The following is a 25,113-nucleotide window of genomic DNA, read 5'->3' on the forward strand; positions in this document are numbered from 1 at the left end:
CAAAGCAGCCTTGGGCGTGGCCCTGCCCTGCGGGCAGGGCGGTTGCGGTCCGGCTGCTAATGCGCAGCTGCCTTCGCCCTGGGCGCGGCTGGGATCGCATAGCAGGTCACGGGCTGGGTGACATTGTGCAAACGCACCGCGCCCAGCGGCAGGCCCTGTGACGCGTCGCTGAGAATGTCGCTGCTGACGACAATCGGATGATCGGCAGTTTTGCCCAGATCCCCCAGCCGCGCGGCGATATTGGCGGCCTGGCCGATCACCGTGAAGTCCAGCCGCTCCCGTGAGCCGACGTTGCCGTAGGTCACGCCGCCATAGGCAATGCCAATGGCAGCCTCGCAGCGGTGGCCTTCTTCGGCGTCGGCGAGGTCTTCCAGCCGGGCGACGATGGCGCGGGCGCTGTCCAGCGCCTGGGCGCGGGCCTGCTGCGGGCAGCGGTCGGCTGGAAACACCGCCAGCACGGCGTCGCCGATGAATTTCAGCACCTCACCGCCGTGTTCATGCACGATGGTCGAGGCGGTCTCGAAGAACTGGTTCAGCAGCGCGATGTAGTCGCGGCGGCCCAGGTCTTCCTCCAGGCGGGTGGATCCGCGCAAATCGCAGAACATGATCGCGGCGTCGATCTCATCACCGTCGCCGCGGCGGATCTTTCCGCCCAGCACCCGCGCGCCGGTGCGCTTGCCGACATAGGTCTCCAGCAGCGACTGGGCGTTCTCGCGCTGCATGAAAATTTCATAGTAGCGGGCGATCACGTCGGAACATTCGAAAATCAGCCCCAGATCGGCGGTGGAAAACCCGTCGGGGTGGTCGCAGGTCAGGGTCAGCACGTTGATGCGCCCGTCGGAAAACCGCAACGGCATCGCGACATAGTCGGTGGCCCCTTCACGGCGCAGATCCTTCAGGATCGGAAAGGCATCCGCGCCGGGATCGTGCTCTAGCCGGTGGCGCACGCCGCCAAATCCGTTGGACACATGCCGCAGCGGGCTGTCGCGATAGGCCGGATGATCGTGGATCTCGTACGACGGCGCATAGGTGGTGACCTCGCCGGAGTGTTTCTGCCAGATGTAGTTCTTGCCCGCGATCAGCGGATGCAGCGACCAGGCCATGACCGAGAGCCGACTGAGATGGATGCCCTGTTCCAGCAGCTTGGTCGCCAAGGCCGCGGTCAGCTGTGCCGGTGTAGCCACGAGCGCGGCCTCGCGCAGCAGCCAGTCGATGACGGGGCCGGAGATGTTGCCGTAGTCCGGATTTTCCACATGGTTGCCGCCAAAGTCAAAGTCCACCCCGGCTGCGGGCATGAAGCCGATGTGACCGGCAATCCCCTGCGCTTCGGGCAGGGTGTCGTCATAGGACCAGACGGCGTTCTCCAGCTCCTCGCTGTCCAGTCGCAGGCTGCGATAGCTGGCGGTGCCCTTGAACGGGCAGAAGGTCTGTAACGGCGTGGGGTCGGACAGCGGCACGGTCACATCCTGCGCCGGGAAATAGATCGTCGGCGGCAGTCGGGTCTCATACATTACCTTGGCATGGTTGCTCTGGGCCAGCAGGGTGCCGTTGCGGCGGGCGCGGACCAGACCGTTCAGGGGCTCCACGATGATGCCGTAGCCGCGGGGGTGTGCCGGTCGTTCCATGTCCATCCGCGGGGTCCCTGTGCTGCCGCAATCGTGCCAAGGCACATGAAGCCGACCTGAGGCGCCAGCGCAATCACGCTGTCAAAACTTCGGCCCAGAGCCGCAGTATGGGGCCGTGGCGGCGCTGAATCCAGTGCCCGACACGCGATATTGACCGATGCGGAGCGTCGCAGGTCAGACCATGCGGATCACATCCTTGCTGATCGACAGAACATAGCCGCGTTTGGCGATGTTCTTGACCAGCAGTTCGCTGACCATCTGATTGCCCAGCGTGTCGCGCAGCCGTTTGATCCGCGTGGCGCCGGCAGCCTCCTCGCAGTCGGCGGAGGCGCGGCCGGAGATCACCGATTCAATCTCGGCGCCGGACAGCACATCGTCATCCAGCCGCGCCTCAGCCAGTACCGACAGGGTCTCCATCGCGGCGGGCGTCAGTCGGAAACCCATGTTGTTGAGGTAGACTGTGTTTTCGTCGCGGCTGATCAGCAGCTCATTGACCTGAATGCCCGACCGTTCGATCTGCGCCATGCGCCGGTTCAGCATCACCAGCATGCCCAGCACCGTCAACGCCGCAACCATCATCGCTGCGGCAAAGACCATCAGCACGAAAATCACCGCGCGGTAGCTGGCCAGCGTGTCGGCAAAGGCGGTGCCGGACTGGGCGAGGATTTCCAGCAGCTTGATTTCGGCCGGGGAAGTCAGGTCGTTCTCGACAAACAGCTGTTCCACCCGTGCGTTGAAGGCATTGGCATCCGGCAGAGTCAGCAGCAGCAAGGTTCCCGCAGCCACCAGCAGCGCCACGATGGCGGCAATGCCAAACGCGATGACCCGGCTGCCCGCGGTGCGGGCGTCAGAAACGGAGAAAATAGGATCCGGCATCAGCCTTCCTTTGTTGCAGCCCCTCGGGGCCAAAGACCGACAGAACGTTCAGTAGGGTCCAGCCGGACGCCGCCAGTCGGCTGCTGATTTCGGCGCGGGCGGCCCGTTTCCTGCAACTGCCATCAAGCTGGATCACCCCATAGTGCAGGCGCAGGGGATTGTCCTGCTTGGCCTTGTAATCGGCGTAGCAGTCCGCCGCCTGAGCCGGAAGCGCAAGCCCCAGCAGGGCAGCCGCAAGGGCGGGGATAAGGATATTCTGTTTCATGCTGCCATCCTGAGTGGTGAGGGGGCGAAATTCAATAACCGCAGGGGTTTGAGCCACTGATATTCGATAACAGAGGGGCGATATTGCCTGTCTGACGGGGGCGGGGCGAAGGTTTTCATATCCTGGCGCACCGGATGCGCCGCACAACCCGATTGAAAGGTTCCGGCATGGCCCAGACACCCGCAAAGACCGCTCATCGCAAATTCATTGCTTTCATCGTGGCAACCTCGATCGCCATCACCGGCTTTTCTGCCGCCCCCGCCCGCGCGGATGAGGACGTGGCGAAGTTCATCGCCGGGATGGCTCTCCTGGGTATTCTTGGGGCTGCCATCAACGACGCCCGCAAGAATGACCGCGCGGTGACACAACCCCAGTACTACCCGCACAAGCCGCATCATCCCGGCGGCCAGGTCCGCCCCTTGCCGCCCAAACTGCACAAATACAATCTTCCGGCCCAGTGCGTGCAGTATTTCCCGCACTACAGCCAGACCTATCCGCTGGCCAGCAACCTGTGCCTGAAGCGTCACTACGGCAGCACCCGCGCTCTGCCCGCAGCCTGCAAGGTGCGGTTCTGGAACGGCAGGAACCACCGTGTCGGCTTCAAGCCGACCTGCCTGCGCAAGCATGGGTATCGGATGGTATTGCGCTGAATTCACAGCAATCGAGCAGACTGGGGGGCGAGAGCCCCCCCTTTTTGCCATTTCTCCAGCCTTGCGTCTTCTGGGGGCGCTGACCGGGCGGTTGCATTTGACCTGCGAATTGGTTTTGTCAGGGCATGACCCAGCCAGATTACAGTTACGAGCAGGCCGCCAGGGCCAAGGGATTTCTCCGCATCGCCGGTGTTGACGAGGTCGGTCGTGGGCCGCTGGCCGGTCCGGTGACGGCGGCAGCGGTGGTTCTGGATTCCGAGGAGATCCCCGAAGGCCTTAACGATTCCAAGAAGTTGAGCCTGAAACGACGCGAGGCGCTGGAAGCCGATATCTTCGGGACCGCAGAAGTCGCAATAGCCCATGCCTCCGTCAAGGAGATTGATTCCCTCAACATCTTGCGGGCGTCGCATCTGGCGATGGAGCGCGCGGTTGCGGCGTTGGATCCTCCGCCGGATTACCTGCTGATCGACGGCAATCTGATTCCGCAAGGTCTAACCCAGCCGGCCGAAGAGGTGGTCAAGGGGGACAGAAAATCAGTCTCGGTTGCGGCGGCGTCCATCGTGGCCAAATTGGCCCGCGATCGGATCATGGTGGATTTGGCGCAACAGTTTCCGGGATATGGCTGGGAGAAAAACGCAGGCTACCCCTCGAAACAACACCGCGACGCGCTAGTTCAACTGGGGGTGACCCCACATCATCGGCGATCCTTTAAGCCCGTACACAACATCTTGTATCAAGAGTGAACCGCAGGGTGTTGTTCTAAAAAACAAATTGACCTCGAATCCGCGATGACTCATCCTGTGGACAACCTAATGAGCGCAAAAATGCGCCGTGGTTTTGAGGCAGAGCAATGAATACAACCATCACAAAGGGCGCGGCAGCGCTCCCTTTAAACACGATTATTGGCGGCGACTGCGTTGAGGCGATGAACAGCCTGCCGGCCAACTCGGTCGATCTGATCTTTGCGGATCCGCCGTACAACCTGCAATTGAAAGGCCAGTTGCACCGCCCCGACAACTCCAAGGTCGACGCGGTGGACGATCACTGGGACCAGTTCTCCAGTTTTCAGGTCTATGACAATTTCACCCGCGACTGGTTGAAGGCGGCACGCCGCCTGCTGAAGCCGAACGGCTCGATCTGGGTGATCGGCTCCTACCACAACATCTTCCGCGTCGGTTCCGTCCTGCAGGACGAGGGCTACTGGGTGCTGAACGACGTGATCTGGCGCAAGTCGAACCCGATGCCGAACTTCCGCGGCAAACGGTTCACAAATGCCCATGAGACGATGATCTGGGCGTCGAAGTCCGAAGGTGCCAAATACACCTTCAACTACGAAGCCCTGAAGGCGCTGAACGAAGGCATCCAGATGCGCAGCGACTGGGTGCTGCCGATCTGCACCGGACATGAGCGGCTGAAGGACGAGAACGGCGACAAGGCGCATCCGACGCAGAAACCGGAATCGCTGCTGCACCGTATCCTGGTCGGCGCGACCAATTCGGGTGACGTGGTGCTGGATCCGTTCTTTGGCACTGGCACCACCGGTGCTGTCGCCAAGATGCTGGGCCGCGAATTCATCGGTATCGAACGCGAGGAAGCCTACCGCAAGGTTGCCGAAAAGCGCATCAAGGCGGTGCGCAAGTTCGACCGCGAGGCGCTGGAGGTCTCTGCCAGCAAACGTGCCGCACCGCGGGTGCCCTTTGGCCAGCTGGTCGAACGCGGCATGCTGCGTCCGGGCGAGGAACTGTACTCGATGAACCGCCGCCACAAGGCCAAGGTGCGTGCAGACGGCACCCTGATCGGAGACAACATCAAGGGGTCGATCCATCAGGTGGGCGCGCATCTGGAAAACGCGCCTTCCTGCAATGGCTGGACCTACTGGTGCTTCAAGCGCGAGGGCAAGACAGTGCCGATCGACGTCTTGCGCCAGCAGATCCGCGCCGAGATGCAGAACTGACGGCCACGTTTCCAAACAGCCAGACCGAATTGCTGGCGCCTGTGCTGCGGCACAGGCGCACACCTTGCCCCGCCTGCATCAAGGCGGGGTTTTTTGCGTTTGTTCAACGGCTGGGCTATTCCCGCCCCAGCACCGCGTCCCTATTTTGGACTCGCCACCGCACCCGCCTGCTAAGAGAGGCCTTTTGATGACTGAAACCGCGCTTGCAGGTGTTGCAACGGCAGGACCTTTGGACAACCGGGCAAAGGCGCGGTCTCAGGAACGGGCGAAACAGTTGGATCTGGGGCTGGGGGATTCAGTCCTGGAGAACAGATTCGCCGAGGCGGCGCTGGATGCGCACAAGCGACGCGGCTTGCAACTGGCGGTGCAGGCGCGCTGGATCATGATGCCGCTGATCGGCCTTTTCCTCACCGTCATCATCCCCGGCGTAGAGGTTCTGTATTATCACGGATTCTTGCTGCTGTTGTGCCTGAATGGTTGGTTCATCAGCCGCGCGGGCAAGGTTGGACGCTCCAAGATGGAGCTGTTTCTGATCTTTCTGGACCTGCTGATCCTCACCCTCGGCATGGTGACGCCCAACCCGCTCAGCCAGCATGACTTTCCACTGGCGATGCACTACCGCTTCGACAACTTTCAGTATTTCTTCGTGATCCTGGCGGCCGGCACGATGGCCTACTCCTGGCGCACGGTCATTGCCATCGGCACCTGGACCGCCGCCATGTGGCTGTCGGCCTTGGGGGTGGCGATGTGGTATTCCGCGCCGGTGCCAGAGCTGTCGGAGGCGGTGCGGGCGGCGCTGGCGGCAGAGCCGGAGCTGGCGGAGTTCTTTGACCCCAACAGTTTCGTGCCCAGCCTCCGGGTGCAGGAGGCGCTGGTGTTTTTGCTGGTGGCGGTGACGCTGGGCTTTTCGGTGCGTCGCTTCAACGGGCTGTTGCGCAGCAACGCCAGCCTGGAACGCGCGCGCGCCAATCTCTCGCGCTATTTCTCGCCCAATGTGGTCGATCAGCTGTCCCAGAACGACGAGCCGCTGAAGCAGGTGCGCAGTGAGGACGTGGCAGTGCTGTTCATCGACATTGTCGGCTTTACCCGGCTGACGGCGGAACTGGACCCGCGCGCGGTCATTGACCTGCTACGTGCTTTCCACGCCCGGATGGAGCGCGAGGTCTTCCGCCATAACGGCACGCTGGACAAATACCTGGGCGACGGGCTGATGGCGACCTTCGGCACACCTGTGGCGGGGCAGCAGGACGCCACAAACGCGCTGTCCTGCGCCCATGCCATGCGTGCCGCCCTGACCAAATGGAATACGGAGCGCGCGCGCCAGGGGCTGCCGGAAATAAAGGCCGGCATCGGCATTCATTACGGCGAGGCGGTGCTGGGCGACATCGGTGCCAACCGGCTGGAATTCGCGGTTTTGGGCAAGACGGTCAATGTCGCCGCCCGGCTGGAGCAGCTGACGCGAAGGTTGCAGGCGGACATTGTGGTCAGTGCTGATCTGGCGCAGCGGGTCGAGGCGGAGAACATCAGCCTGGACCTGCTGGAGGGCAGTTGCCGATGTCCCGATCAGACAGTGCGCGGGCTGGATCTGCCCATGACCGTGCTGACCTGGGACTAGCCGGATGCGGCCGCCGCCTGCCTAGCGCGGCAGCGGGGTCTGCGCCTTGTTGTAGGGCTGCCAGTCGGTGATCTCAGGGTAATATGTCTGCCGCCACCGCCGCACCCGCGGGTTCATGATCCGACGCCACAGCGGCGGGATCATCGCCGCCACGGTCATCACCGGATAACCATAGGGCAGCTGCGGTGCGTCGGTCTCTGTATAATTCTGCAACAAGGGAAACCGGCGGTTGGGCTTGTAGTGGTGATCCGAGTGGCGCTGCAGGTTGATCAGCAGCCAGTTCGACGCCTTATGCGCAGCATTCCAGGAATGGCGCGGTCGGACGGGTTCATACTTGCCGTCGCCCAAGTGCTTGCGGGTCAGACCGTAGTGTTCGACATAGTTCACCAGCTCCAGCTGCCAGATCGCCACACCCGCCTGCACCAGGAACAGCAGCAACCCGGTCAGCCCGCCCAGCAGCAGCGCCAGCAGCAGCATAGCCGCCTGTAGCGTCCAATAGCGAAAAAACGGGTTCGACAGGTCGGTCCAGGGCCGGTTCTTCTGCGCCAGCTTGCGCTTTTCGGCCTGAAAGGCGGAGCGCCAGCACTGCCGCAGGACCCGCGGATAGAATCGGTGGAACCCCTCGTTGTAGCGCGCGGTGACCGGGTCTCGCGGGGTGCCGACGTAGCGGTGATGCACCAGCAGGTGTTCCGAGCGGAAATGCGAATAGAGCACCATCGCCAAGAGGATGTCTCCCAGCCAGCGCTCGCGGCGGCTGGACTGGTGCATCAGCTCATGGCTGTAGTTGATGCCGACGGCGCCGGTGACAACGCCGACGCCAAAGAACACGGCGAACTTTTCGAACCCGGACAGGTGATCGGCCCCACTGACATAGGCGATCAGCCCGAACAGGGTCAGAAATTGCAGCGGCACCCAGGCCGAGGTCAGCGCTTTGTACCACGTTAGCTGACTGTCCGGTGTGTCGGGGTCGGCGTTTTCGAGGTTGAGGCCGAACATGCCGTCCAGCACCGCAAACAGGTGCCAGGTGACCAGTGGCGGCAGCAGCAGCGTCCAGCCGCCATATAGCGCGGCGATCCAGACCAGCGGCAGCAGCAGAAAGGAGATCCAGAACGGCAGGGCGCTGTGCCAGCGGGCAAGGGTTTTGGGGGCAATCATGCCGGGTCTCCCAGATCAGTTGGCGCGCGTTTGTCGATGACCCTATGCCCAAAGGTCTGAAAACCCAAGACCGGCGGTGCGTGACCTAACGGCCCGCGTACAGCTCATGGGCCTTGCGCATCACTGTCGGCAGATTGCTGGCGCGAAACGCCTCCTGCGGCACCAGCTCCTGGGTGGGGGTGGGGTTGAAACCTTCGTGCAGCGGGGCGCATTGCACCCGCAGCACCAGATGAAAATGGGTGAAGGTGTGGCGCACTTCGCCCTCCAACTCCTGCCAGTCGGCAGCAAAGGGCGGGTTGGCTGCCGGGGCTTCGTTCCAGTCGGAGCCGGGCCAGCCCAGCGTGCCACCCAGCAAGCCCTTGTCCGGGCGCCGCTCCAACAGCCAGGTGCCAGCGGCAGAGCGCGCAATATATGCGATGCCATGGCGCGTGGGTTTGGGCTTCTTGGGCGTTTTCTTTGGCAGCACCGCCGCGGTGCCTGCCACGCGCGCTGCGCAAGGGGTCCGCCAGGGGCAAAGACCGCAGACCGGGTTGCGCGGGGTGCAGATTGTGGCGCCCAGATCCATCACCGCCTGCGCGTAATCGCCAGGGCGCTGTTGTGGGGTCAGCGCTGCTGCCCGTTCGCGCAGCAGCGGTTTTGCCCCCGGCAAAGGGTCGTGGATGTCGTGCAGCCGCGCCATCACCCGTTCCACGTTGCCGTCCAGCACCGTGGCCGGCTCATCAAATGCGATCGAGGCGATGGCCGCCGCGGTATAAGGCCCGATGCCCGGCAGTTTCAGCAAGGCATCATGGCTGCCGGGAAACTGGCCGCCCAGATCATCTGCCACCACACGCGCGCATTTCAGCAGGTTGCGGGCGCGGGCGTAATAGCCAAGCCCGGCCCATTCGGCCATGACATCGGCATCTGCGGCTGCGGCCAGATCCTCCACACTTGGCCAGCGCGCGGTAAAGCGCAGAAAATACTCCCGCACCGCGGCAACGGTGGTTTGTTGCAGCATCACCTCGCTCAGCCACACCCGGTAGGGGTCGGGGCGCTGACCCGCCTTGCGTGCGGCAGGCGAGACGCGCCAGGGCATGTCGCGGGCATGGCGGTCGTACCAGTCCAACAGCGCGTCGCTGAGACCGTCAGAGCTGCTGTTCAAGTCACGCATTCGTTATTCCTTGGGCGGCGGTTTGGCTGGTGCCTGCACGGTGGCTCTTTACAATAGGGCAGGCAGTCGAGCAAAAGCTAGATCATGGCATTCAGGCGTAGCACAACACGCGGGTTTTCCCGAACCTCCAAGCTCCTCAGCGAGCAGATTCGCAAAGCAGGCGAAAGCCGGGGCTTTGCGGTGTCGCGGCTGCTGACCCATTGGGAGGAAATCGCCGGCCCGGATCTGGCAGCCATGGCGCGGCCGGTCAACGTCGGCTATGGGCGCGGCTCCTTCGGCGCGACTTTGACGGTGCTGACCACAGGCGCCAACGCGCCGATGCTCGAGATGCAGAAAGAGCGCCTGCGCGAGCGGGTGAATGCGGTCTACGGCTTCAATGCAATTTCCAAGGTGCGAATTACGCAGACCGCACCGACGGGATTTTCCGATGGCCGCGTGGAATTCAAATATGCCCCCAAGGTGCAGCCGCCGTTGCAGCCTGATCCGCAGGACGCGGCAGAGGCCAGCAAAGCGGCCGCGGTGGTGGAAAACGAAGAATTGCGCGCCGCCCTGGAACGTCTGGGGCGCAATGTGCTGACTAAACAGAAAACGCAAGGAAAGGGGTTCAAATGACCCGTCTGATGTCTGGTGTCTTTGCCGCGGTTGCGGTGGTTGCGGGTGGCTACGCCCTGTCGGGTTTTAACAGCCAGGGCAGCCTGCCGACCAATCCGCTGATCGGTGCCGCCACGGCGCAGGAAGCCGAAGTCGACACCTCCACCATCACCGAGATGACGCTGGGGGCAGAGGACGCGCCGGTCACGCTGATCGAATATGCCTCCTATACCTGCCCGCATTGCGCCAGTTTTCACAATGACACCTTCAAGAAGCTGAAGGCCGACTACATCGACACCGGCAAGGTGAAGTTCATCTACCGCGAGGTCTATTTCGACCGCTACGGTCTGTGGGCCTCCATGATTGCGCGTTGCAACGGGCCAGAGACGTTCTTTGGCGTCTCCGACCTGATCTACAAGGGGCAGTCCGAATGGGCGCGGGCTGGCGGCGCGACCGAAATCGTGGATGAGCTGCGCAAGATCGGCCGCCTGGCGGGGCTTGAAAACGACCAGTTGGAGGCCTGCCTGCAGGATGGGACCAAGGCGCAGACGCTGGTGAGCTGGTATCAGGAGAACGCCACTGAGCACGGCATCGAATCGACGCCCTCCTTCATCCTGAACGGCGAGAAGATCTCCAACCAGTCTTATGCCGAGTTCAAGAAACTGATCGACGCCGAACTGGAAGGCTGAAACAGGTTCCGTTTGTCGCAGGGACGTTACAATGCTCCGGGGGCCACCTCTCGGAGCATTTTCTTGAGCTGCTCCCCTTCGGCGATCTGGAGCCGAACCGGCAGAGTAATCACCTTGCGGCGGAAACTGTCGGGCAGGCGCACGGCGTCTTTCTCGGTGGTGACCAGCTGCGCGTTCAACAGCGCGGATTCGTTTTCCAGCCGGGTCAACAACGCGGCGGTCAGTGGCTGATGATCGTCCAGCGGTTCAGCCCGGATGACGTCGGCGCCCAGATGGCGCAGGGTGGCAAAGAACTTCTGCGGCTGGCCGATGCCGGCAAAGGCCAGAACGCGGGTGTCCTGCCAGGGCATGCCGGTCGGCAAGGGCGCCAGCGCGCCAGTAAAATGGGGTAGCGATTGCAAATGGTTGCCCCAAGCCGCCCGGAAGCTTTCCTGCGCCTGCGCGTCGCCCAGCGACAGCACCGCCTGCGCGCGGGCCAGCCCGGCGGCCACGGGTTCGCGCAGCGGGCCTGCGGGCAGGCAGCGCCCGTTGCCGAAGCCCTGCTGTGCATCGACGACCACCAGCGACAGGTCCTTGACCAGCGCCGGGTTCTGAAAACCGTCATCCATCACGATCACCGTGGCTCCGGCGACCGCGGCCGCACGGGCGCCGGCGGCGCGGTCCTGGGCCACCCAGACCTCGGCAAAGGCCGCTAGCAGCAGTGGCTCGTCGCCGGTTTCGGCTGCCTTGTGGCGGCTGGGGTCGACGTGTGTCGGCCCTGCCAGCGTGCCGCCGTAGCCGCGGCTGACCACATGCGGATCATGCCCCATGGCGCGCAGTGTCTCGAGCAGCCAGATCACCGTGGGCGTCTTGCCAGTGCCGCCCGCGTTCAGATTGCCGACGCAGATCACGGGCACCCCGACCGCCTGCGGCTCCGCGCCCGCCAGCCGCGCGGCGGTGGCGTGGGCATACAGATGCCCAAGCGGTGCCAGCAGCGTCGCGCGCAGGTCGAAATGGTCCGGTGGTTTATGCCAGAAGTCAGGCGCGCGCATGGCTGTCCTCGCGTTGGTCAAGAAGATCTTGGACCTTCTCCATCAATGTATCGGTTGTCGCGGCACTCTCGGTGACGCTTTGCCAGCCCGCCAAGGCCATCTGCGCCGCCCTGTCGGGGGCGGACAGGTCAACCACTGCCTCGGTCAGCTGGGGACGGGTGCTGATGGCGCGGCTCGCCCCGGCCGAGGCAAGCCGCTCGTAAAGATCCCGGTGGGCGTGGATCCCTGGCCCGTGAATCAGCGCAGAGCCCAGAGCCGCCGCATCCAGCGGCGACTGGCCCTGGGCGGCCGGGTCCAGGCTGCTGCACACCAGTGCGACGGGCGACAGCCGGTACCACAGGCCCAGCTCTTCGCCATCGGTCAGCAGCACCTGGTTGTGATCCTCCGGGCTGTCGCCGTTGTCCCAGTCGGCAACCGACAGCCCGCTGTCGCGCAGCTGCTGGCGGGCTTTGCCGAGATCACCATAGTCATTCATGGCAACCACCAGTATCAGCCGGTGCAACAAGCGCAGCGCGCTGCGGTGGGCGTCCAGAATGGCAGGCAGCTCGCCGATCTTGACGTGGGCCGCCAGCCAGACGGGACGGCTGCCGAGCGATTGTTGCAGGGTGGCCAGCTCCTCCTCGTTGCAGCCGGGCGGGATCGCCGACATGCGCAACGGGCCGGCGATTTCTATCCGATCGGACGGGAAACCCGCGCGGGCGACCGTGTCGCGCACCTCGGCGGACGGGGTGAGGATGCAGGTCAGCCCGTCCAGCAGCCGCTTGCGCTGGTCCGGCAACCATCGGCTGGCCCGGCTGGGAACCTCTGCCTGTGTCAGATCGGCCAGCAACACCCCAATGCGGCGTTCACGCAGCTGGCGCAGCAGGTGGCGACGGGTCGGCGGGCCGGTCCAGATGCAGGCATCCGGCTGCCAGTGGTCGAGAAAGGCGCGGGTCTCTGCCACCGTGTCTTCGGCCAGAGGGCCAATGGGCAGATCGCAGCCGACGGTGCCGGTCAGTCGCAGGTCCGGCTCCCAACTGGCCAGCACCCAGAGATCCGGGCGTAGCGATTTCAGCCGGCGGCCGATGTCACACAGCGCCTGGTAGCGTTCCGGCGTGGTCGCGTGAATCCACAGCAGCTCTCCCTTGGGGCGGGGCTGCTGCGCGGCGTGCAGATGGGTGTCTGTGGTTCGCCGTTGCATCTGGGTTGATCCGATTTTTCCGGCCAAAGGTATCGGCAACATGCGGCCCTGTCTGTGAAAATCTTCCGGTCCTGAAACAAGCTGCTGCGCGCGGCTTAAGCCCCGCAGGGGTCAATGTCCAGTCGTGCCGGGGGCGACGGGTGCCAGCGCGGTCACGATCGCGCGGTGCAACGCGGGGTTACCGGCCACCACCCCGTTGAGCCGAGGAAGCGGATTGTTGAACCGCAGCGGCGCGCCTGCGCGGTCGGTCACCACGCCGCCTGCCTCCTGCAGAATCAATGCGCCCGCGGCGATGTCCCATTCCCAGCTGGGTCTGAGGGTCAGCATGGCGCCAAACCGGCCATCGGCGACCCGGGCCAGACGATAGGCCAGCGAGGGCCGGTGCATACGGATGAAGCTGGGCGGCGTGCCACCTTGCCAGTTTCGCGCCACCAGGCTGGGTTTGGCGGCCAGAACTTCGGCGGTCGCCAGATCCGCGCTGGTGGAAACGGCGATCGGCTGGCCGTTGCAGGCCGCGCCCTGACCCTTGGCGGCACTATAGAGCAACTGGCGCTGCGGCAGGTAGATCACCGCGGCGGTGACCTCGCCCGCGACGGCGATGGCCAGTGAATGCGCCCAGGTGCTGGAGCCTTCGGCGAAACTGCGGGTGCCGTCGATCGGGTCGATGATGAAGACCCGGTCGCGCGACAGCCGGTCCGGGTTGTCTTCGGTTTCTTCCGACAGCCAGCCGTAATCAGGCCGCGCCTTTTGTAGCTTGTCCTCCAACATGTCGTTGACCGCGAGGTCGGCCTCTGTCACCGGACCGGCGCCGCCCGGTTTGTCCCAGCGTCTGGCGGCAGGGCCGGTGAAGCCGCAGGCGATGTCGCCGGCCTGTTCCGCCGCCTCGATCAGCAGGGCCAGGTCAGTTGCCGGCAAGGGTCATACCCTCGACCAGCAGCGAAGGCACTACAGTCGACAAGTGCTGCCGGGCGTCATTGGCGGGCACCAGGTTGCGCAGCATGTCCAGCAGGTTGCCGGCGATGGTGCATTCATTGACCGGATAGGCGATTTCGCCGTTTTCCACCCAGAACCCAGACGCGCCGCGTGAATAGTCGCCGGTGTTGGGGTTGATGGTGGAGCCGATCATCGAGGTGACCAGCAGCCCGGTGCCCATTTGCGCGATCAGGTCCGCGCGGCTGGCGTCGCCCTGGCTCAATGCGATGTTCCAGGTCGCGGGCGAGGGCACGCCGCCGATGCCGCGCGCGGCGTTGCCGGTGCTGTCGAGCCCCAGCTTGCGGGCCGAGGCAAGGTCCAGGGTCCAGCCCGTCAGAACGCCCTTGTCGACCACGGTGCGGCGGCGGGTCGGCAGCCCCTCGCCATCAAAGGGACGCGAGCCGGAAATGCGCGGGCGGTGCGGGTCTTCGATCACTGACAGGGCTTGGGGCAGCACCTGCTTGCCCAGCGAGTCCTTCAGCCAGGAAGCGCCGCGGGCAATCGCGGCACCATTGGCGGCCGACATCAGATGCCCGATGAGCGACGAGGAAATACGCTCGTCGAACAGGACGGGGTAGCTACCGGTCTTGGGTTTGCGCGCGCCTAGACGCGCAACGGCACGGTCACCTGCGGTGCGGCCGATGTCCTCGGCACGACGCAGATCGGCCTGAAAGGTGCGAGAATCGCCATCGTAGTCGCGCTCCATGCCGGTGCCGGTGCCCGCAATCCCGGTGCAGGACAGCGACCGGCCGGTGCGCTGGTAGCCACCGGAAAAGCCATTTGTCGCGGCCAGATGCACCGCGTGGCGGCCATACCCGGCGGCGGCGGATTGCACCTGGGTGATGCCGTCAACGGCCTGACACGCGGCCTCCGCAGCCAGCGCATCCGCCTGCAAGGCGGCCGGTTCCGGCTCGGCGGCGGGGTCCTCCAGTTGCAGCGCGGCCAGATCCCAGTCCTGCGCCAGCTGCGTTGGATCGGCAAGCCCCGCATAGGGGTCCTCCGGCGCCTCTCGGGCCATCGCCACCGCGCGTTCCGCCATGGCAGCGATGGTTTCGGGGCGCATGTCGGACGCGGACACCAGAGCCTGACGTCGACCAACGAAAACCCGCAATCCCAAGTCGGTTCCTTCGGAGCGTTCTGCATGTTCCAGTTTGCCGCTGCGGACTTCGATGCTGAGAGAGCTGCCCTCGGCGGCCATGGCATCTGCGGCATCTGCGCCGGCCTTTTGGGCGGCATCAATCAGGGCGTGGCAAAGCGCTTCGGGGGACTGGGACATGGGCACCTTCTGTTCTGCTCTGTAAAAGAGCTATCCAGTGCAGCCGCCTGCCGCAAGGGCGGGCCGCAAAAAAGGGGCTGCACGTGACAGCCCCTTTGGTGGTTCTGACTGGCGTTTTGCGGTTACTTGATGCGCTGGCCGTTGGCGTGGATCTGGCCGTCCTCGGAGATCTCGATCTTGGAGGTCAGCGTGTCCTCGCCCTCGCCCGGAACCGCCAGCATGCCCATCATCATCCGCGCGCCCATGGCGTCGCTGTCGGACATCAGCCCCATCTGGATCAGCTTGTCGATCAGCGTGTTGGCGCCGGTCAGCTTCAGATTCGCCGCGCCCGACGGGGCGGGCATACCGTCAAAGCTGGTCAGGTCGTCGTTGTTGAAGGTGAAATCGCCGGTGCCGGTCAGCTCCGCCCCCGCAGCGGAGACCTGCAACCGGTTTACCGTTAACGCGTTCAGCTCACCCGGTTGGGCGTTGCCCTTTTCGACGTCTTTCATTGCTTCGGGATCGAACATGTCGAACAGCACCTTGCCCTTGCCGGCGAGGTCCAGCACCAGCGTCGCCGGGTCGTGCGGGAGCTGGCCGGTCGGGTCGATCAAGCCCCACAGCATCTCCGGCACCACAAAGTCACGCAGCGTGATGCCCATGGCAAAGTCCTGCTCCTCCTGCGATTTTTCCAAGGGGATCATCAGCTTGAGACCGGCTTCGGCCATGCTGAGCGCCAGAGGGAAGGGGATGTCGGAGCCTGCGATGCGCACCTGGGTGCCGACTTGCGACAGGTCATAGCTCAGGTGCTGGCGATCCATCGACATGCCGATCACACCGCCGTCGGAGCTGGTGCCCATGTCAAACGTTTCGCTGCCACTGACGCCGGAAATCGTGCTGGTGCCGCTGGCGAAGGTGAACTGCCCGTCAAAGGCGAGGCCCGCTTCGAGCAGGGCAGGCATGTCCGCGGCGTCAACGCCGGTCGGAACGGTGCTGGTGCCGGAAAACGCCAGATCGCTGAGCGTGCCCTTGAACTGGCCCCTGTCGTCGCTCTGCGGGTCTCTGAAGCCGATGTCATAGCTCAGATCGGCAGCAGACAGGGTCTGATCATAGCTGCGTGTCCCACCAATCGCCATGGTCGTCCGGGTGGCCACATCATTCAGCAGGATGCGCGCCTGCGCGACCTCGGCCGGAATGTCCTCCCCTTCGACGCGCAACCCGTCCAATGTCATGCTGACAGTGGCAGAGGCGTAATCATAGCTCATGTTGTCCGAATCGCCGCTGACCGTCATCGGTTTTCCGTCATGGGCATAGATCAGGTTGCCCGAAATGCTGTCGCCATCGACGTCCATTTCAAAGCCCAAGGGGAACTCCGCGGGCAGCAGCACGTTGACGGTGCCGTCGCCATTCTCCACGAACTTGATCTCTGGCAGGCTGACCGTGGCACTGCCGTCGTCTTCGGCAACCGGCACGGTCATCACCACGTCGGACACGGTCAGCGTTCCGCCAGCTGAGGTCTCCGTGCCGGAGACGGTGTAGCCGGTGCTGGTCAGATAGGCCTTCCAGTCTTCCCACACCTCTTGTGCGCTGACGTCGGCCAATGCGGCCTGGGCTGAAACAACAATAATTGCCGCTGCGGCACCAGCGCGCGCAAGAAATACGGACATGAGAGAACCCTTCTCTGAGAGATAATTGCTGGCATGGTCGGCCCGCGGGCCGGTGCGGTCAAGGGGGCGTTGGGCTGGACCGTTCCCCCTAAGCGCAGTACCACTTGGATAAAGTGTCACTTGGAGGGACAGGGTATGGATTTCAATGGGAAAACGGTTGTCATTACCGGGGGCAGCCGCGGCATCGGCGCTGATGCGGCCCGCCAATTTGTAGCCGCAGGGGCCAATCTGGCCTTGCTGGCAAGGAGCGCGGATGCGCTGGACGCCTTGGCGGCAGAGATCGGCGGAAACGTGCTGACGGCGGCCTGCGATGTGTCCGACTATGCGGCAGTGTCGGCGGCGCTGGGCAAGGCGCATCAGCAGTTCGGCAGCTTGGATGTGCTGATCAACAACGCCGGCGTGATCGACCCCATCGCCCGGCTGGAGGACGCTGACCCGGCCGCCTGGGCCAAGCTGATCGACATCAACCTGTCGGGCGTGTTCAACGGCATCCGCGCCGCGCTGCCACTGATGAAGCCGACGGGTGGCGGCACCATCATTACCGTCAGCTCCGGTGCCGCGCACAACGCGTTGGAGGGCTGGAGCGCCTATTGCGCCTCCAAGGCGGGGGCGGCGATGCTGACCCGCGCGCTGGACCTGGAGGAACGGACCAATGGCATCCGCGCCCTGGGCCTGTCGCCGGGCACCGTCGCCACGCAGATGCAGCGCGACATCAAGGCCAGCGGCATCAACCCGGTGAGCGAGCTGAACTGGGAAGACCACATCCCCGCCGAATGGCCGGCACGGGCGCTGATGTGGATGTGTACCTCGGCGGCGGATGGCTACATTGGTCAGGAAATCTCCCTGCGGGATGAGGACATCCGCAAACAGGTCGGTCTGATATGATCCAGCTGGAGGTTGCTGACAGCGGGCTGTGGACGATCACGTTGAATCGCCCGCACAAGGCCAACGCGCTGACCGCCGCGATGCTGACGGAACTGGCCGAAATTGCCGAGAGCGCACAGGCGGCGCGTGGGGTGATTCTGACTGGCGCGGGCGGGGTTTTCAGTGCGGGGGCCGACCTGGACGAAGCCCACGCCGGGTTGGCAACCTCGCCCCTGTGGGAGCGGCTGTCGGGCGCGCTGGCGGCGCTGCCCTGTCTGAAGGTGGCGGCGCTGAACGGCACGCTTGCGGGTGGGGCAAACGGCATGGCGCTGGCGTGTGATCTGCGCATCGCGGTGCCGGGCGCGCGGTTTTTCTATCCGGTGATGAAGCTGGGCTACCTGCCGCAGCCATCGGATGCGGGGCGGATGGCGGCGCTGATCGGCCCGGCCCGCACCAAGCTGTTGCTGGCGGCGGGGCAAAAGATCACCGCGCAGGAGGCCTACGACTTTGGCCTGGTGGACCGCATCGTGGCGCCTGAAGATCTGATCGCTACCGCGCAGGATCTGCTGGCGCATTCGCTGGCAGCAGCGCCAGAGACCGCAAGGGGCATCTTGGAGGCGTGCGGCTGAGCGCAGGTTTAGCCGCGGCCCGGACGTGTCCGCCGTTTGCCCGGCACGCGGGAGCGGAAACCGGGCGGGCGTTTTTGCACCCAGGCGATGAATTTAGCCAGCCGGGGATGGGCTTTCAGCGCGTCTGGTGTGTTGAAGCTGCGCGCCAATTCCGTCTCGGACAGCGTGGCATGGATTTCACGGTGGCAGATGTGATGCAGCAGTACGGTCGGACCGCCCTTGCCACCTTTCAGTTTTGGGATCAGATGGTGCAGGCTTTGCGGTACATCTTCTGGAATGGGGCGCCCGCAGAGCGGGCAGACCGGATCGGACATAGGTACGGCCTTTGTGATCTGCTGTGCGAAATTGAAACGCAGGCGGGCGGCGCTGGCAAGTGAGTGGCACGGAAACGGCATGACGCAAACATGGGATGCAGTGGTGATCGGCGCCGGACCTGCGGGGTTGATGGCGGCTGAGGAGTTGGGCCGGGCCGGGCACCGCGTGCTGGTGGCGGAGGCCAAGCCCTCGGTCGCACGCAAGTTCCTGATGGCTGGCAAGTCCGGTCTGAATCTGACCAAGGATGAACCTTTTGCGCAGTTGATCTCCCACTATGGCGCAGCGGCGGACTGGCTGGCGCCGATGGTGCAGGAGTTTGACGCGCAGGCGGTGCAGGAATGGGCCTCGGGGCTGGGCAGTGACCTGTTCACCGGCACCACCGGGCGGGTGTTCCCCAAGGCGATGAAAGCTTCGCCGCTGCTGCGCGCCTGGCTGGCCCGGTTGGAGGGCTGCGGCGTGCAGATCCACACGCGGTGGCGCTGGGCAGGCTGGCAGGAGGGCGCGCCGCAGGCGCTGCTGTTTGCGACACCGCAGGGGTCGCAGCAGGTGGCGGCGCGCACGGTGGTGCTGGCGCTGGGCGGCGCCAGCTGGGCGCGGCTGGGGTCTGACGGCGCCTGGGCACCAGAGTTGGCGCGCGCCGGGATTGCGCTGGCGCCATTCAAACCTGCCAATGCCGGGCTGTTGGTGCAGTGGTCCGATCATATGGCGGCGCAATTCGGCCAGCCGCTGAAGGGAATCGCCCTGCATGCGGGCGATCTGTCCTCACGCGGGGAGGCGGTGATTTCGCAGCGGGGTCTGGAAGGTGGCGGTGTCTATTCCGTCTCGGCCGCGGTGCGCGAGGGCGCGCCGCTGCATCTGGATCTGCTGCCCGACCTGTCGGAAAAAGAGGTCGGCCAACGTCTGTCACGACCGCGCGGCAAGGCCAGTCTGTCCAACCACCTGCGCAAGGTGCTCAAGCTGGGCGCGGCACGCATGGCGCTGTTCCAGGAGTTTGCCCGCCCCCTGCCGCAAGACCCGACGGATCTGGCAAGGCGGCTCAAGGCGCTGCCGGTGCGGCACGCGGGTCTGCGCCCGTTGGATGAGGCGATCTCCACCGCCGGAGGGGTCACTCGCGCTGCGCTGGACGAGTCCCTGATGCTCCGGGCCTGTCCGGGACTCTTCTGCGCGGGCGAAATGCTGGACTGGGAGGCGCCAACGGGCGGCTATCTGCTGACTGCCTGCTTTGCCACCGGGCGCTGGGCCGGGCGGGCGGCAGGTCTCTACTTGACCAACGCCGCCACCCGCTGAAACGCGGGACGCGCCCGCATTCGCTTGCCGTAGTCTTGCATCGCCGTGTTTTCCAGCGGGAAGTTGGCGTTGCGGGCCCAGTTCAGGCAGTGGGTGCAGATGATGTCGGCAATGGTGAATTCCTTGCCCATCAGACACGGTCCCGCCATACGATCTGCCACCCGGTCCAAGCTCTGCGCAAACTCCCATTTCAGGCTGTCTTTGACCTCTGGCACGCGGCGCGCCTCGGGCAGGATGAAACTGTGCCGTGCGGCGGTCCACAGAACCGCATCCAGCTCGTCCAGAACCAGGTGGGTCATGGCGTCCTGACGCGCGCGATCCAAGGTGCCCGCGGGGGCGGTCAGATCCTCGTGCCGATCGGCGAGATAGGTCAGGATGGCGGTCGAATCGGTGATGACCTCGCCGTCTGTCTGCAACACCGGCACTTTGCCCGAGACGTTCAGCGCCTGAACCTCCGCACTGCGGGGCGGGTGTGGTTGCAGCTCATAGTCGGTGCCAATCTCTTCTAGCGCCCACAGCACGCGAAAGGTGCGGGTCTGCGGGATGCCGGTGACGGTATACATGTCATGCCTCCTCTGCTCTGCGGCAAGGATGCGCGGGAATAGACAGCGGATCAAGCGCCGCGTCAGGGCGCGGGGGTCAGCGGCTGCGGCCCAGCATCGACAGGCGTATCAGGGCGCGCTCCATCAGCGCCAGTGCAGGCGCGGTCTGCCCGGCGGAGCGCAGCTGAAGATCCGTATCCGTCAAAATCGTCAGCGCCGTCTGCAACCGGTCCGCGCCCCAGTTCTGCGCCTGCCGCAGCATGCGGTCGCGGCGTTTGCCATAGAGCGGCGGGCGCAGCTGGCCGATGCCCTGGGCCGCCCCACCGGGGGCCGAGGCAATCGTGTAAAGGGTTCTGAAATGACGGGTCGCGCCAATGCACAGGGTGACCGCATTGGTGCCTTGGGCCTGAAGGCGCCGCATCAGCGGGCCGATTTCGGCGCTGCGGGCCTCGGCCACCACATTCAGCACATCGTCCAGCGCCGCCTCGGTCGATTGCGGCGCGACGGCGTCGATGTCCTCCAGCGTCAGCGGGCTGGGATCGCCATGTTTGTACAGCGCCAGCTTGTCGATCATGCGCGAGAAGTCACCGGGGCCGACATCGTTGGCAATATCCGTCAGCGCCGACATACTGTCGCCGGGAACCTCGCGGATGCCACCCTCGCCCAGGATGCGTTCGATCTCCGCGCGCGAGGGCGGGTCATCATAGATACCCACGGCATAGGCGTTGCTGTGCCCTTCAAAGGCTTTGCGCAGTTTGGAGCTGGCCTTGAGCTGTCCGGCCGTGACCACGATCTGCGCATCGCCAGGCTGCCACGCCTGCAAAGCTGACGTAATGGCCGGTGTGGCGGTTTCATTGGCGCCTTCGACAAAGACCGCGCGAACACCGGGAAAGAAGCCCACAGCCTTGACCGCATCCTGCAGCTGGGCGGGGTCCTTGCGCAGGTCTGCGCCGGGCAGCCGGGTCAGGCGCATCTCCTCTTCGGCGCCGGGGCCCAGCAGGGCCGCCAGCACCTGTTGCCGTTTCAGCGACACGCGCATGGCGTCACCGCCATAGATCAGCAGGCCGGTCTTGCCCGGATCCGGCTTGGCAAAATAGCCATCTGCCTCACGCGGGGAGAGCTTCATTCCGCCGCTGCGGTCAGATCCGCGGTTGCGAGAATCTGCGCTGTTATCTGATCCGCCAGAATCACCATCAGCCGCTCATGCGCGTCGCGTTCGCCCGCCAGCGTTTCAACGGTGGAGCCGGTGGCGGAATAGCCGGTGAAATTGCGCACCGTGCCGCTGGCCGCGACCTTGCCGTCCGACTGCCGGGTCAGCACGAAATCCGCCGTGCCAATCACCGAATAGCGGGTGATGTCGTTGTCCGCAGTGATCGCCTGGCCTTCCTCGGTGGTGCGCAGCGTCAGGTCCAGCTGATAGGCGCTGCCGCCGCGGCCCAGGCGTTGTTCCAGGTTCTGCACCAGGAAATAGGCGTCGGTGCCGCTGACGCCGCGGATGTCCTCGGGGCTTTGCACCGCGATCTGCCCGTGCAGCGCGGTGCCGGTGCCGCCGGGGGCGTAGACCGGGCTGAAGCCACAGGCGGCTGCCGCAAGTGGCAGCGCCAGGAGCAGGGTGCGCAGGTTAAGCAACGACATTCACAATCCGGCCCGGAACCACGATGATCTTTTTGGGAGCGCCGCCATTCAGCGCCTTCTGTACAGCTTCGTGTGCCAGCGCCAGTTTTTCAACCTCTGCCTTGTCCAAGTCCTTGGCGACCTCGATCTCGCCGCGGCGCTTGCCGTTGATCTGGATCGGCAGGGTGACGGTGGCCTCGACCAGCATCGCCTCATCCGCGACCGGCCAGGGGGCGGTGGCAACCAGTCCTTCGCCGCCCTGATGGTTCCAGATGTCCTCTGCCAGGTGAGGGGTCATCGGTGCCATCAGCTGCGCCAACGTCATGATCGCCTGCTTCTGCACCGATGCGCTGGCCTTGGATTTGGCCAGCGTGTTGGTAAAGGCATAAAGCTTGGCAATCGCCGCGTTGAAGCCGAAGGAATCGACCCCCAGGGTCACGTCGCGGATCGCCTTGTGCATCTCGCGCAGCAGCTCCTCGTCGCCCTGGCCGGGGGCGTCAGGGTCCATTTTTGCGATCTTGTCACACAGGTTCCAGACCCGGTTCAGGTGCTTATACGCGGCCTCGGCCCCGGCGGCGGTCCATTCCACGTCCCGCTCGGGCGGCGAATCGGACAGCACGAACCAGCGCGCCGTGTCAGCGCCAAAGGAGGAAATGATGTGCAGCGGGTCCACCACGTTGTTCTTGGACTTGGACATTTTGGCCGAGGGGATGATTTCCACCTCGGTGCCGTCCTTCAGGTAGCCCTTGCCGTCGCGCAGCTCGACCTCTTCGGGGTAGTGGTAGACGGGGCGGTGGTTGTCGCCGGTGGTCTTGTAGATCGCGTGGGTGACCATGCCTTGGGTGAACAGCGCATCGAACGGTTCTGCCGATTTCGCTGGCAGGTGGCCGCAGATCTGCATCGCGCGGGCAAAGAAGCGCGAGTACAGCAGGTGCAGAATCGCGTGCTCGATGCCGCCGATGTACTGGTCGACATTCATCCAGTATTCGGCCTCGGCCATGTCGGTGGGCGTTTCGGCGCGCGGCGCGGTGAAGCGGGCAAAGTACCAGGACGAATCCACGAAGGTGTCCATCGTGTCGGTTTCGCGCTTGGCCGGAGCGCCGCAGGACGGGCAGGCGCAGTCGCGCCAGGTCGGGTGGCGGTCCAGCGGGTTGCCGGGCACCGAGAAATCGATCGGCTTGCCGCCCTCGTCGTAGGGCAGGGCAATCGGCAGGTTCTCTTTCTTCTCCGGCACCACGCCGCAGGCGTCGCAGTGCACCACCGGAATCGGGCAGCCCCAGTAGCGCTGGCGGCTCAGCCCCCAGTCGCGCAGGCGATACTTGGTGACACCGGTGCCCCAGCCTGCCTTTTCGGCAAAATCGACGGTGGCGTTGATCGCCTCTTCGCCGGTGGCCTCGGTCAGCCCGGCAAAGTGATCGACCCAGCGGACCTTCTCGGTTTTCGGCGGCACCAGGGCCTCATCCGCGACCGGGGCGTCGTCGTCCAGGGTGAAGAAGGCATTGGTGACCGGCAGGTCATACTTGCGGCAGAAGTCGAGGTCGCGCTGGTCATGCGCCGGGCAGGCAAAGATCGCGCCGGTGCCGTAGTCCATCAGGATGAAATTGGCGATCCAGACCGGCAGCTCCCAGTCGGGGTTCAGCGGATGCTTCACCCGGATGCCGGTGTCATAGCCCAGTTTCTCCGCGGTCTCGATGGCTTCCTCGGTGGTGCCGCCCTTGCGGCATTCGGCGACAAAGGCGGCAACCTCTTCCGACTCCGCTTCGAGCTGCTTGGCGATGGGATGGTCGGGCGAAATGCCGACGAAGGACGCGCCCAAGAGCGTGTCGGGGCGGGTGGTGTAGACCTCGACCGGCTCGCCGCCGTCGGTGCGTTCAAAGGCAAACTGCAGCCCGCGCGACTTGCCGATCCAGTTCTCCTGCATCAGCCGCACCTTGGCGGGCCAGTTCTCCAGATCGTCCAGCGACGACAGCAGCTCTTCCGAGAAATCGGAGATCTTGAAGAACCACTGCGTCAGCTCGCGCCGCTCCACCAGCGCGCCAGAGCGCCAGCCACGGCCGTTTTCGACCTGTTCGTTGGCCAGAACGGTCATGTCGACCGGATCCCAGTTCACCACCGCGTTCTTGCGGTAGACCAGACCCTTGTCCAGGAAGTCGAGGAACAGCGCCTGCTGCTGGCCGTAATATTCCGGGTCGCAAGTGGCGAACATGCGCGACCAGTCCAGCGACAGCCCCAGCGGCTTCATCTGCTCGACCATCGTGTCGATGTTGGAATAGGTCCAGTCCTTCGGGTGGCCTCCGCTCGCCATCGCGGCGTTTTCGGCCGGCATGCCAAAGGCGTCAAACCCCATCGGATGCAGCACATTGTGGCCGGTGGACAGTTTATACCGCGCGATCACGTCGCCCATGGTGTAGTTGCGCACATGCCCCATGTGCAGCTTGCCCGACGGGTAGGGGAACATCTCCAGCACATAATACTTCGGCTTGTCGCCGCTGCGCGTGGCCTGAAAGATCCCGGCCTTGTTCCAGGCTTCCTGCCATTTAGCTTCGATTTCCGTGGCGGAGTAACGCGACATCAGAGCGGTCCTTTGCATGAAAACGCCGGGCGAGGGGCCCGGCGCTTCTGATAATGGGGTTTGACTGTGGTTTCCAGTGCGCAGCGGGTCAGAACTTCTTGTCTGCGATCCTTAGCTGCCGGGCGCGCGACAGAATCGCGTCCTCGACCGCGCGGGTGGTGCTGGCGCTGACCGGACCGCCCTTGGATTGCAGCGCAACATTCAGCGACCGTGCATCCAGCGCCGGATCCTTGATATGCACCGTGGCGCGATAGGCGCGGCCGCCGCCGGGTGGGGTGCCGTAGCCGGTGACGATCAGACCGGTGAAGGGATCCACCGACTGCACCGGCAGAAAGCTCAGCACATCCAGGCTGGCGGTCCACAGGTAGCGGTTGACCTGCACTTCGCGTTCCGCGGTGTTGGGCTTGAAGATATCCCAGATCGTGCTGCCTTCGACATTGTCGGGGTCTCGGGGATTCCCGCCGATCACATTTTCATTATAGGAGGAGGGGTTGCGGTCATCCTTGCCGCCAAAGGCTCCGCAGGCGGAGACTGCCGCGGACAATGAAATGATTCCCAGAATCTTCAACCAGCGCATCTCGGGCCTGTTCCTCTAATTCGCATGTGATGCGCACA

The 25,113-nt window shown here is 64.5% G+C and carries 25 protein-coding genes; 9 read left to right on the plus strand and 16 right to left on the minus strand.

From position 1 onward, the window contains the following. Positions 1–56: 56 nt before the first annotated feature. From AC0IPL_RS01765 to AC0IPL_RS01775, 3 genes are all read right to left on the minus strand, one after another. On the minus strand, positions 57–1,631 hold the full coding sequence (locus AC0IPL_RS01765; RefSeq protein ID WP_474271601.1) for a DUF427 domain-containing protein: 1,575 nt from the start codon (positions 1,629–1,631) through the stop codon (positions 57–59). A 168-nt stretch (positions 1,632–1,799) separates the two neighbouring features. Continuing rightward, positions 1,800–2,501 carry a winged helix-turn-helix domain-containing protein gene (locus tag AC0IPL_RS01770; RefSeq protein ID WP_474271603.1) on the minus strand — a complete coding sequence of 234 codons (702 nt, stop codon included), beginning with the start codon at positions 2,499–2,501 and terminating at the stop codon, positions 1,800–1,802. Continuing rightward, positions 2,473–2,766, minus strand: coding sequence for a hypothetical protein (locus AC0IPL_RS01775; RefSeq protein WP_474271605.1), 294 nt, complete (start codon positions 2,764–2,766; stop codon positions 2,473–2,475). The genes AC0IPL_RS01770 and AC0IPL_RS01775 overlap by 29 nt, the downstream gene beginning before the upstream one ends. Before the next feature lie 167 nt (positions 2,767–2,933). Between AC0IPL_RS01775 and AC0IPL_RS01780 the strand changes: the two genes are divergently transcribed. The 4 genes from AC0IPL_RS01780 to AC0IPL_RS01795 all read left to right on the plus strand — a co-directional run bounded on the left by AC0IPL_RS01780 (position 2,934) and on the right by AC0IPL_RS01795 (position 6,985). After that, a complete protein-coding gene (locus tag AC0IPL_RS01780; RefSeq protein WP_474271607.1) occupies positions 2,934–3,416 on the plus strand; it encodes a hypothetical protein in 483 nt (160 codons plus the stop codon). Positions 3,417–3,541: 125 nt separating this feature from the next. Continuing rightward, a complete protein-coding gene (locus tag AC0IPL_RS01785) occupies positions 3,542–4,159 on the plus strand; it encodes a ribonuclease HII (RefSeq protein ID WP_474271609.1) in 618 nt (205 codons plus the stop codon). Positions 4,160–4,266: 107 nt separating this feature from the next. Next, positions 4,267–5,370: a DNA methyltransferase gene (locus tag AC0IPL_RS01790; protein ID WP_474271612.1), complete on the plus strand. Its 1,104-nt coding sequence runs from the start codon at positions 4,267–4,269 to the stop codon at positions 5,368–5,370. A gap of 187 nt (positions 5,371–5,557) precedes the next feature. After that, entirely contained in the window at positions 5,558–6,985 is a 1,428-nt protein-coding gene (locus tag AC0IPL_RS01795) for an adenylate/guanylate cyclase domain-containing protein (RefSeq protein WP_474271614.1), read from the plus strand. Positions 6,986–7,006: 21 nt separating this feature from the next. On the opposite strand, the gene AC0IPL_RS01800 is transcribed toward AC0IPL_RS01795, so the two are convergent. Together AC0IPL_RS01800 and AC0IPL_RS01805 are read right to left on the minus strand one after the other, a co-directional pair. Further along, positions 7,007–8,140: an alkane 1-monooxygenase gene (locus AC0IPL_RS01800; protein ID WP_474271616.1), complete on the minus strand. Its 1,134-nt coding sequence runs from the start codon at positions 8,138–8,140 to the stop codon at positions 7,007–7,009. Between the two features lie 85 nt (positions 8,141–8,225). Continuing rightward, the gene (locus AC0IPL_RS01805; RefSeq protein ID WP_474271619.1) at positions 8,226–9,290 is read right to left on the minus strand and encodes an A/G-specific adenine glycosylase; all 1,065 of its coding nucleotides are present in this window, start codon (positions 9,288–9,290) and stop codon (positions 8,226–8,228) included. Between the two features lie 84 nt (positions 9,291–9,374). Here AC0IPL_RS01805 and AC0IPL_RS01810 point away from each other — a divergent pair, with 84 nt between their 5' ends. Both AC0IPL_RS01810 and AC0IPL_RS01815 read left to right on the plus strand, forming a co-directional pair. Then, the gene (locus tag AC0IPL_RS01810; protein ID WP_474271621.1) at positions 9,375–9,902 is read left to right on the plus strand and encodes a DUF721 domain-containing protein; all 528 of its coding nucleotides are present in this window, start codon (positions 9,375–9,377) and stop codon (positions 9,900–9,902) included. Continuing rightward, positions 9,899–10,570 (plus strand): DsbA family protein, encoded by a 672-nt coding sequence (locus AC0IPL_RS01815; RefSeq protein ID WP_474271623.1) that lies wholly within the window; start codon positions 9,899–9,901, stop codon positions 10,568–10,570. Before AC0IPL_RS01810 ends, AC0IPL_RS01815 begins: the two co-directional genes overlap by 4 nt. Positions 10,571–10,596: 26 nt before the next feature. On the opposite strand, the gene lpxK is transcribed toward AC0IPL_RS01815, so the two are convergent. The 5 genes from lpxK to AC0IPL_RS01840 all read right to left on the minus strand — a co-directional run bounded on the left by lpxK (position 10,597) and on the right by AC0IPL_RS01840 (position 16,675). Continuing rightward, on the minus strand, positions 10,597–11,601 hold the full coding sequence (gene lpxK, locus AC0IPL_RS01820) for a tetraacyldisaccharide 4'-kinase (RefSeq protein WP_474271625.1): 1,005 nt from the start codon (positions 11,599–11,601) through the stop codon (positions 10,597–10,599). Beyond that, a complete protein-coding gene (locus AC0IPL_RS01825) occupies positions 11,588–12,781 on the minus strand; it encodes a 3-deoxy-D-manno-octulosonic acid transferase (RefSeq protein ID WP_474271627.1) in 1,194 nt (397 codons plus the stop codon). Before AC0IPL_RS01825 ends, lpxK begins: the two co-directional genes overlap by 14 nt. A gap of 111 nt (positions 12,782–12,892) precedes the next feature. Continuing rightward, a complete protein-coding gene (locus tag AC0IPL_RS01830; protein ID WP_474271629.1) occupies positions 12,893–13,696 on the minus strand; it encodes an inositol monophosphatase family protein in 804 nt (267 codons plus the stop codon). Continuing rightward, on the minus strand, positions 13,683–15,029 hold the full coding sequence (locus AC0IPL_RS01835) for a TldD/PmbA family protein (RefSeq protein WP_474271632.1): 1,347 nt from the start codon (positions 15,027–15,029) through the stop codon (positions 13,683–13,685). The genes AC0IPL_RS01830 and AC0IPL_RS01835 overlap by 14 nt, the downstream gene beginning before the upstream one ends. A gap of 122 nt (positions 15,030–15,151) precedes the next feature. Beyond that, positions 15,152–16,675, minus strand: coding sequence for a DUF2125 domain-containing protein (locus AC0IPL_RS01840; RefSeq protein ID WP_474271634.1), 1,524 nt, complete (start codon positions 16,673–16,675; stop codon positions 15,152–15,154). 135 nt (positions 16,676–16,810) lie between these two features. On the opposite strand from AC0IPL_RS01840, the gene AC0IPL_RS01845 reads away from it, so the two are divergent. Both AC0IPL_RS01845 and AC0IPL_RS01850 read left to right on the plus strand, forming a co-directional pair. Further along, complete coding sequence (locus AC0IPL_RS01845) at positions 16,811–17,560, plus strand: SDR family oxidoreductase (RefSeq protein WP_474271636.1); 750 nt, start codon at positions 16,811–16,813, stop codon at positions 17,558–17,560. After that, complete coding sequence (locus AC0IPL_RS01850; RefSeq protein WP_474271638.1) at positions 17,557–18,168, plus strand: enoyl-CoA hydratase/isomerase family protein; 612 nt, start codon at positions 17,557–17,559, stop codon at positions 18,166–18,168. The genes AC0IPL_RS01845 and AC0IPL_RS01850 overlap by 4 nt, the downstream gene beginning before the upstream one ends. An 8-nt stretch (positions 18,169–18,176) precedes the next feature. On the opposite strand, the gene AC0IPL_RS01855 is transcribed toward AC0IPL_RS01850, so the two are convergent. Beyond that, positions 18,177–18,482 (minus strand): HNH endonuclease family protein, encoded by a 306-nt coding sequence (locus AC0IPL_RS01855; RefSeq protein ID WP_474271640.1) that lies wholly within the window; start codon positions 18,480–18,482, stop codon positions 18,177–18,179. A gap of 79 nt (positions 18,483–18,561) precedes the next feature. Between AC0IPL_RS01855 and AC0IPL_RS01860 the strand changes: the two genes are divergently transcribed. Then, the gene (locus AC0IPL_RS01860) at positions 18,562–19,770 is read left to right on the plus strand and encodes a TIGR03862 family flavoprotein (RefSeq protein ID WP_474271643.1); all 1,209 of its coding nucleotides are present in this window, start codon (positions 18,562–18,564) and stop codon (positions 19,768–19,770) included. Here AC0IPL_RS01860 and AC0IPL_RS01865 read toward each other — a convergent pair. From AC0IPL_RS01865 to AC0IPL_RS01885, 5 genes are all read right to left on the minus strand, one after another. Beyond that, the gene (locus AC0IPL_RS01865) at positions 19,743–20,333 is read right to left on the minus strand and encodes a glutathione S-transferase family protein (RefSeq protein ID WP_474271645.1); all 591 of its coding nucleotides are present in this window, start codon (positions 20,331–20,333) and stop codon (positions 19,743–19,745) included. The two genes, AC0IPL_RS01860 and AC0IPL_RS01865, sit on opposite strands and share 28 nt — an antisense overlap. A 76-nt stretch (positions 20,334–20,409) precedes the next feature. After that, entirely contained in the window at positions 20,410–21,438 is a 1,029-nt protein-coding gene (holA, locus tag AC0IPL_RS01870; RefSeq protein ID WP_474271647.1) for a DNA polymerase III subunit delta, read from the minus strand. Next, positions 21,435–21,947 (minus strand): LPS assembly lipoprotein LptE, encoded by a 513-nt coding sequence (lptE, locus tag AC0IPL_RS01875; protein ID WP_474271649.1) that lies wholly within the window; start codon positions 21,945–21,947, stop codon positions 21,435–21,437. Before lptE ends, holA begins: the two co-directional genes overlap by 4 nt. Further along, positions 21,934–24,498 (minus strand): leucine--tRNA ligase, encoded by a 2,565-nt coding sequence (gene leuS, locus AC0IPL_RS01880; protein WP_474271651.1) that lies wholly within the window; start codon positions 24,496–24,498, stop codon positions 21,934–21,936. Before leuS ends, lptE begins: the two co-directional genes overlap by 14 nt. A gap of 88 nt (positions 24,499–24,586) precedes the next feature. After that, positions 24,587–25,075, minus strand: a complete 489-nt coding sequence (locus AC0IPL_RS01885) for a DUF3576 domain-containing protein (RefSeq protein WP_474271653.1) — start codon at positions 25,073–25,075, stop codon at positions 24,587–24,589. Positions 25,076–25,113 lie beyond the last annotated feature (38 nt).

This window comes from Leisingera sp. SA32 (assembly GCF_056033425.1).

Excerpts from the sequence above, each read along its gene's own strand:
- AC0IPL_RS01765 (WP_474271601.1), bottom strand. The coding sequence starts at position 1,631 with ATGGACATGGAACGACCGGCACACCCCCGCGGCTACGGCATCATCGTG.
- AC0IPL_RS01770 (WP_474271603.1), bottom strand. The coding sequence starts at position 2,501 with ATGCCGGATCCTATTTTCTCCGTTTCTGACGCCCGCACCGCGGGCAGC.
- AC0IPL_RS01775 (WP_474271605.1), bottom strand. The coding sequence starts at position 2,766 with ATGAAACAGAATATCCTTATCCCCGCCCTTGCGGCTGCCCTGCTGGGG.
- AC0IPL_RS01780 (WP_474271607.1), top strand. The coding sequence starts at position 2,934 with ATGGCCCAGACACCCGCAAAGACCGCTCATCGCAAATTCATTGCTTTC.
- AC0IPL_RS01785 (WP_474271609.1), top strand. The coding sequence starts at position 3,542 with ATGACCCAGCCAGATTACAGTTACGAGCAGGCCGCCAGGGCCAAGGGA.
- AC0IPL_RS01790 (WP_474271612.1), top strand. The coding sequence starts at position 4,267 with ATGAATACAACCATCACAAAGGGCGCGGCAGCGCTCCCTTTAAACACG.
- AC0IPL_RS01795 (WP_474271614.1), top strand. The coding sequence starts at position 5,558 with ATGACTGAAACCGCGCTTGCAGGTGTTGCAACGGCAGGACCTTTGGAC.
- AC0IPL_RS01800 (WP_474271616.1), bottom strand. The coding sequence starts at position 8,140 with ATGATTGCCCCCAAAACCCTTGCCCGCTGGCACAGCGCCCTGCCGTTC.
- AC0IPL_RS01805 (WP_474271619.1), bottom strand. The coding sequence starts at position 9,290 with ATGCGTGACTTGAACAGCAGCTCTGACGGTCTCAGCGACGCGCTGTTG.
- AC0IPL_RS01810 (WP_474271621.1), top strand. The coding sequence starts at position 9,375 with ATGGCATTCAGGCGTAGCACAACACGCGGGTTTTCCCGAACCTCCAAG.
- AC0IPL_RS01815 (WP_474271623.1), top strand. The coding sequence starts at position 9,899 with ATGACCCGTCTGATGTCTGGTGTCTTTGCCGCGGTTGCGGTGGTTGCG.
- lpxK (WP_474271625.1), bottom strand. The coding sequence starts at position 11,601 with ATGCGCGCGCCTGACTTCTGGCATAAACCACCGGACCATTTCGACCTG.
- AC0IPL_RS01825 (WP_474271627.1), bottom strand. The coding sequence starts at position 12,781 with ATGCAACGGCGAACCACAGACACCCATCTGCACGCCGCGCAGCAGCCC.
- AC0IPL_RS01835 (WP_474271632.1), bottom strand. The coding sequence starts at position 15,029 with ATGTCCCAGTCCCCCGAAGCGCTTTGCCACGCCCTGATTGATGCCGCC.
- AC0IPL_RS01840 (WP_474271634.1), bottom strand. The coding sequence starts at position 16,675 with ATGTCCGTATTTCTTGCGCGCGCTGGTGCCGCAGCGGCAATTATTGTT.
- AC0IPL_RS01845 (WP_474271636.1), top strand. The coding sequence starts at position 16,811 with ATGGATTTCAATGGGAAAACGGTTGTCATTACCGGGGGCAGCCGCGGC.
- AC0IPL_RS01850 (WP_474271638.1), top strand. The coding sequence starts at position 17,557 with ATGATCCAGCTGGAGGTTGCTGACAGCGGGCTGTGGACGATCACGTTG.
- AC0IPL_RS01855 (WP_474271640.1), bottom strand. The coding sequence starts at position 18,482 with ATGTCCGATCCGGTCTGCCCGCTCTGCGGGCGCCCCATTCCAGAAGAT.
- AC0IPL_RS01860 (WP_474271643.1), top strand. The coding sequence starts at position 18,562 with ATGACGCAAACATGGGATGCAGTGGTGATCGGCGCCGGACCTGCGGGG.
- AC0IPL_RS01865 (WP_474271645.1), bottom strand. The coding sequence starts at position 20,333 with ATGTATACCGTCACCGGCATCCCGCAGACCCGCACCTTTCGCGTGCTG.
- holA (WP_474271647.1), bottom strand. The coding sequence starts at position 21,438 with ATGAAGCTCTCCCCGCGTGAGGCAGATGGCTATTTTGCCAAGCCGGAT.
- lptE (WP_474271649.1), bottom strand. The coding sequence starts at position 21,947 with ATGTCGTTGCTTAACCTGCGCACCCTGCTCCTGGCGCTGCCACTTGCG.
- leuS (WP_474271651.1), bottom strand. The coding sequence starts at position 24,498 with ATGTCGCGTTACTCCGCCACGGAAATCGAAGCTAAATGGCAGGAAGCC.
- AC0IPL_RS01885 (WP_474271653.1), bottom strand. The coding sequence starts at position 25,075 with ATGCGCTGGTTGAAGATTCTGGGAATCATTTCATTGTCCGCGGCAGTC.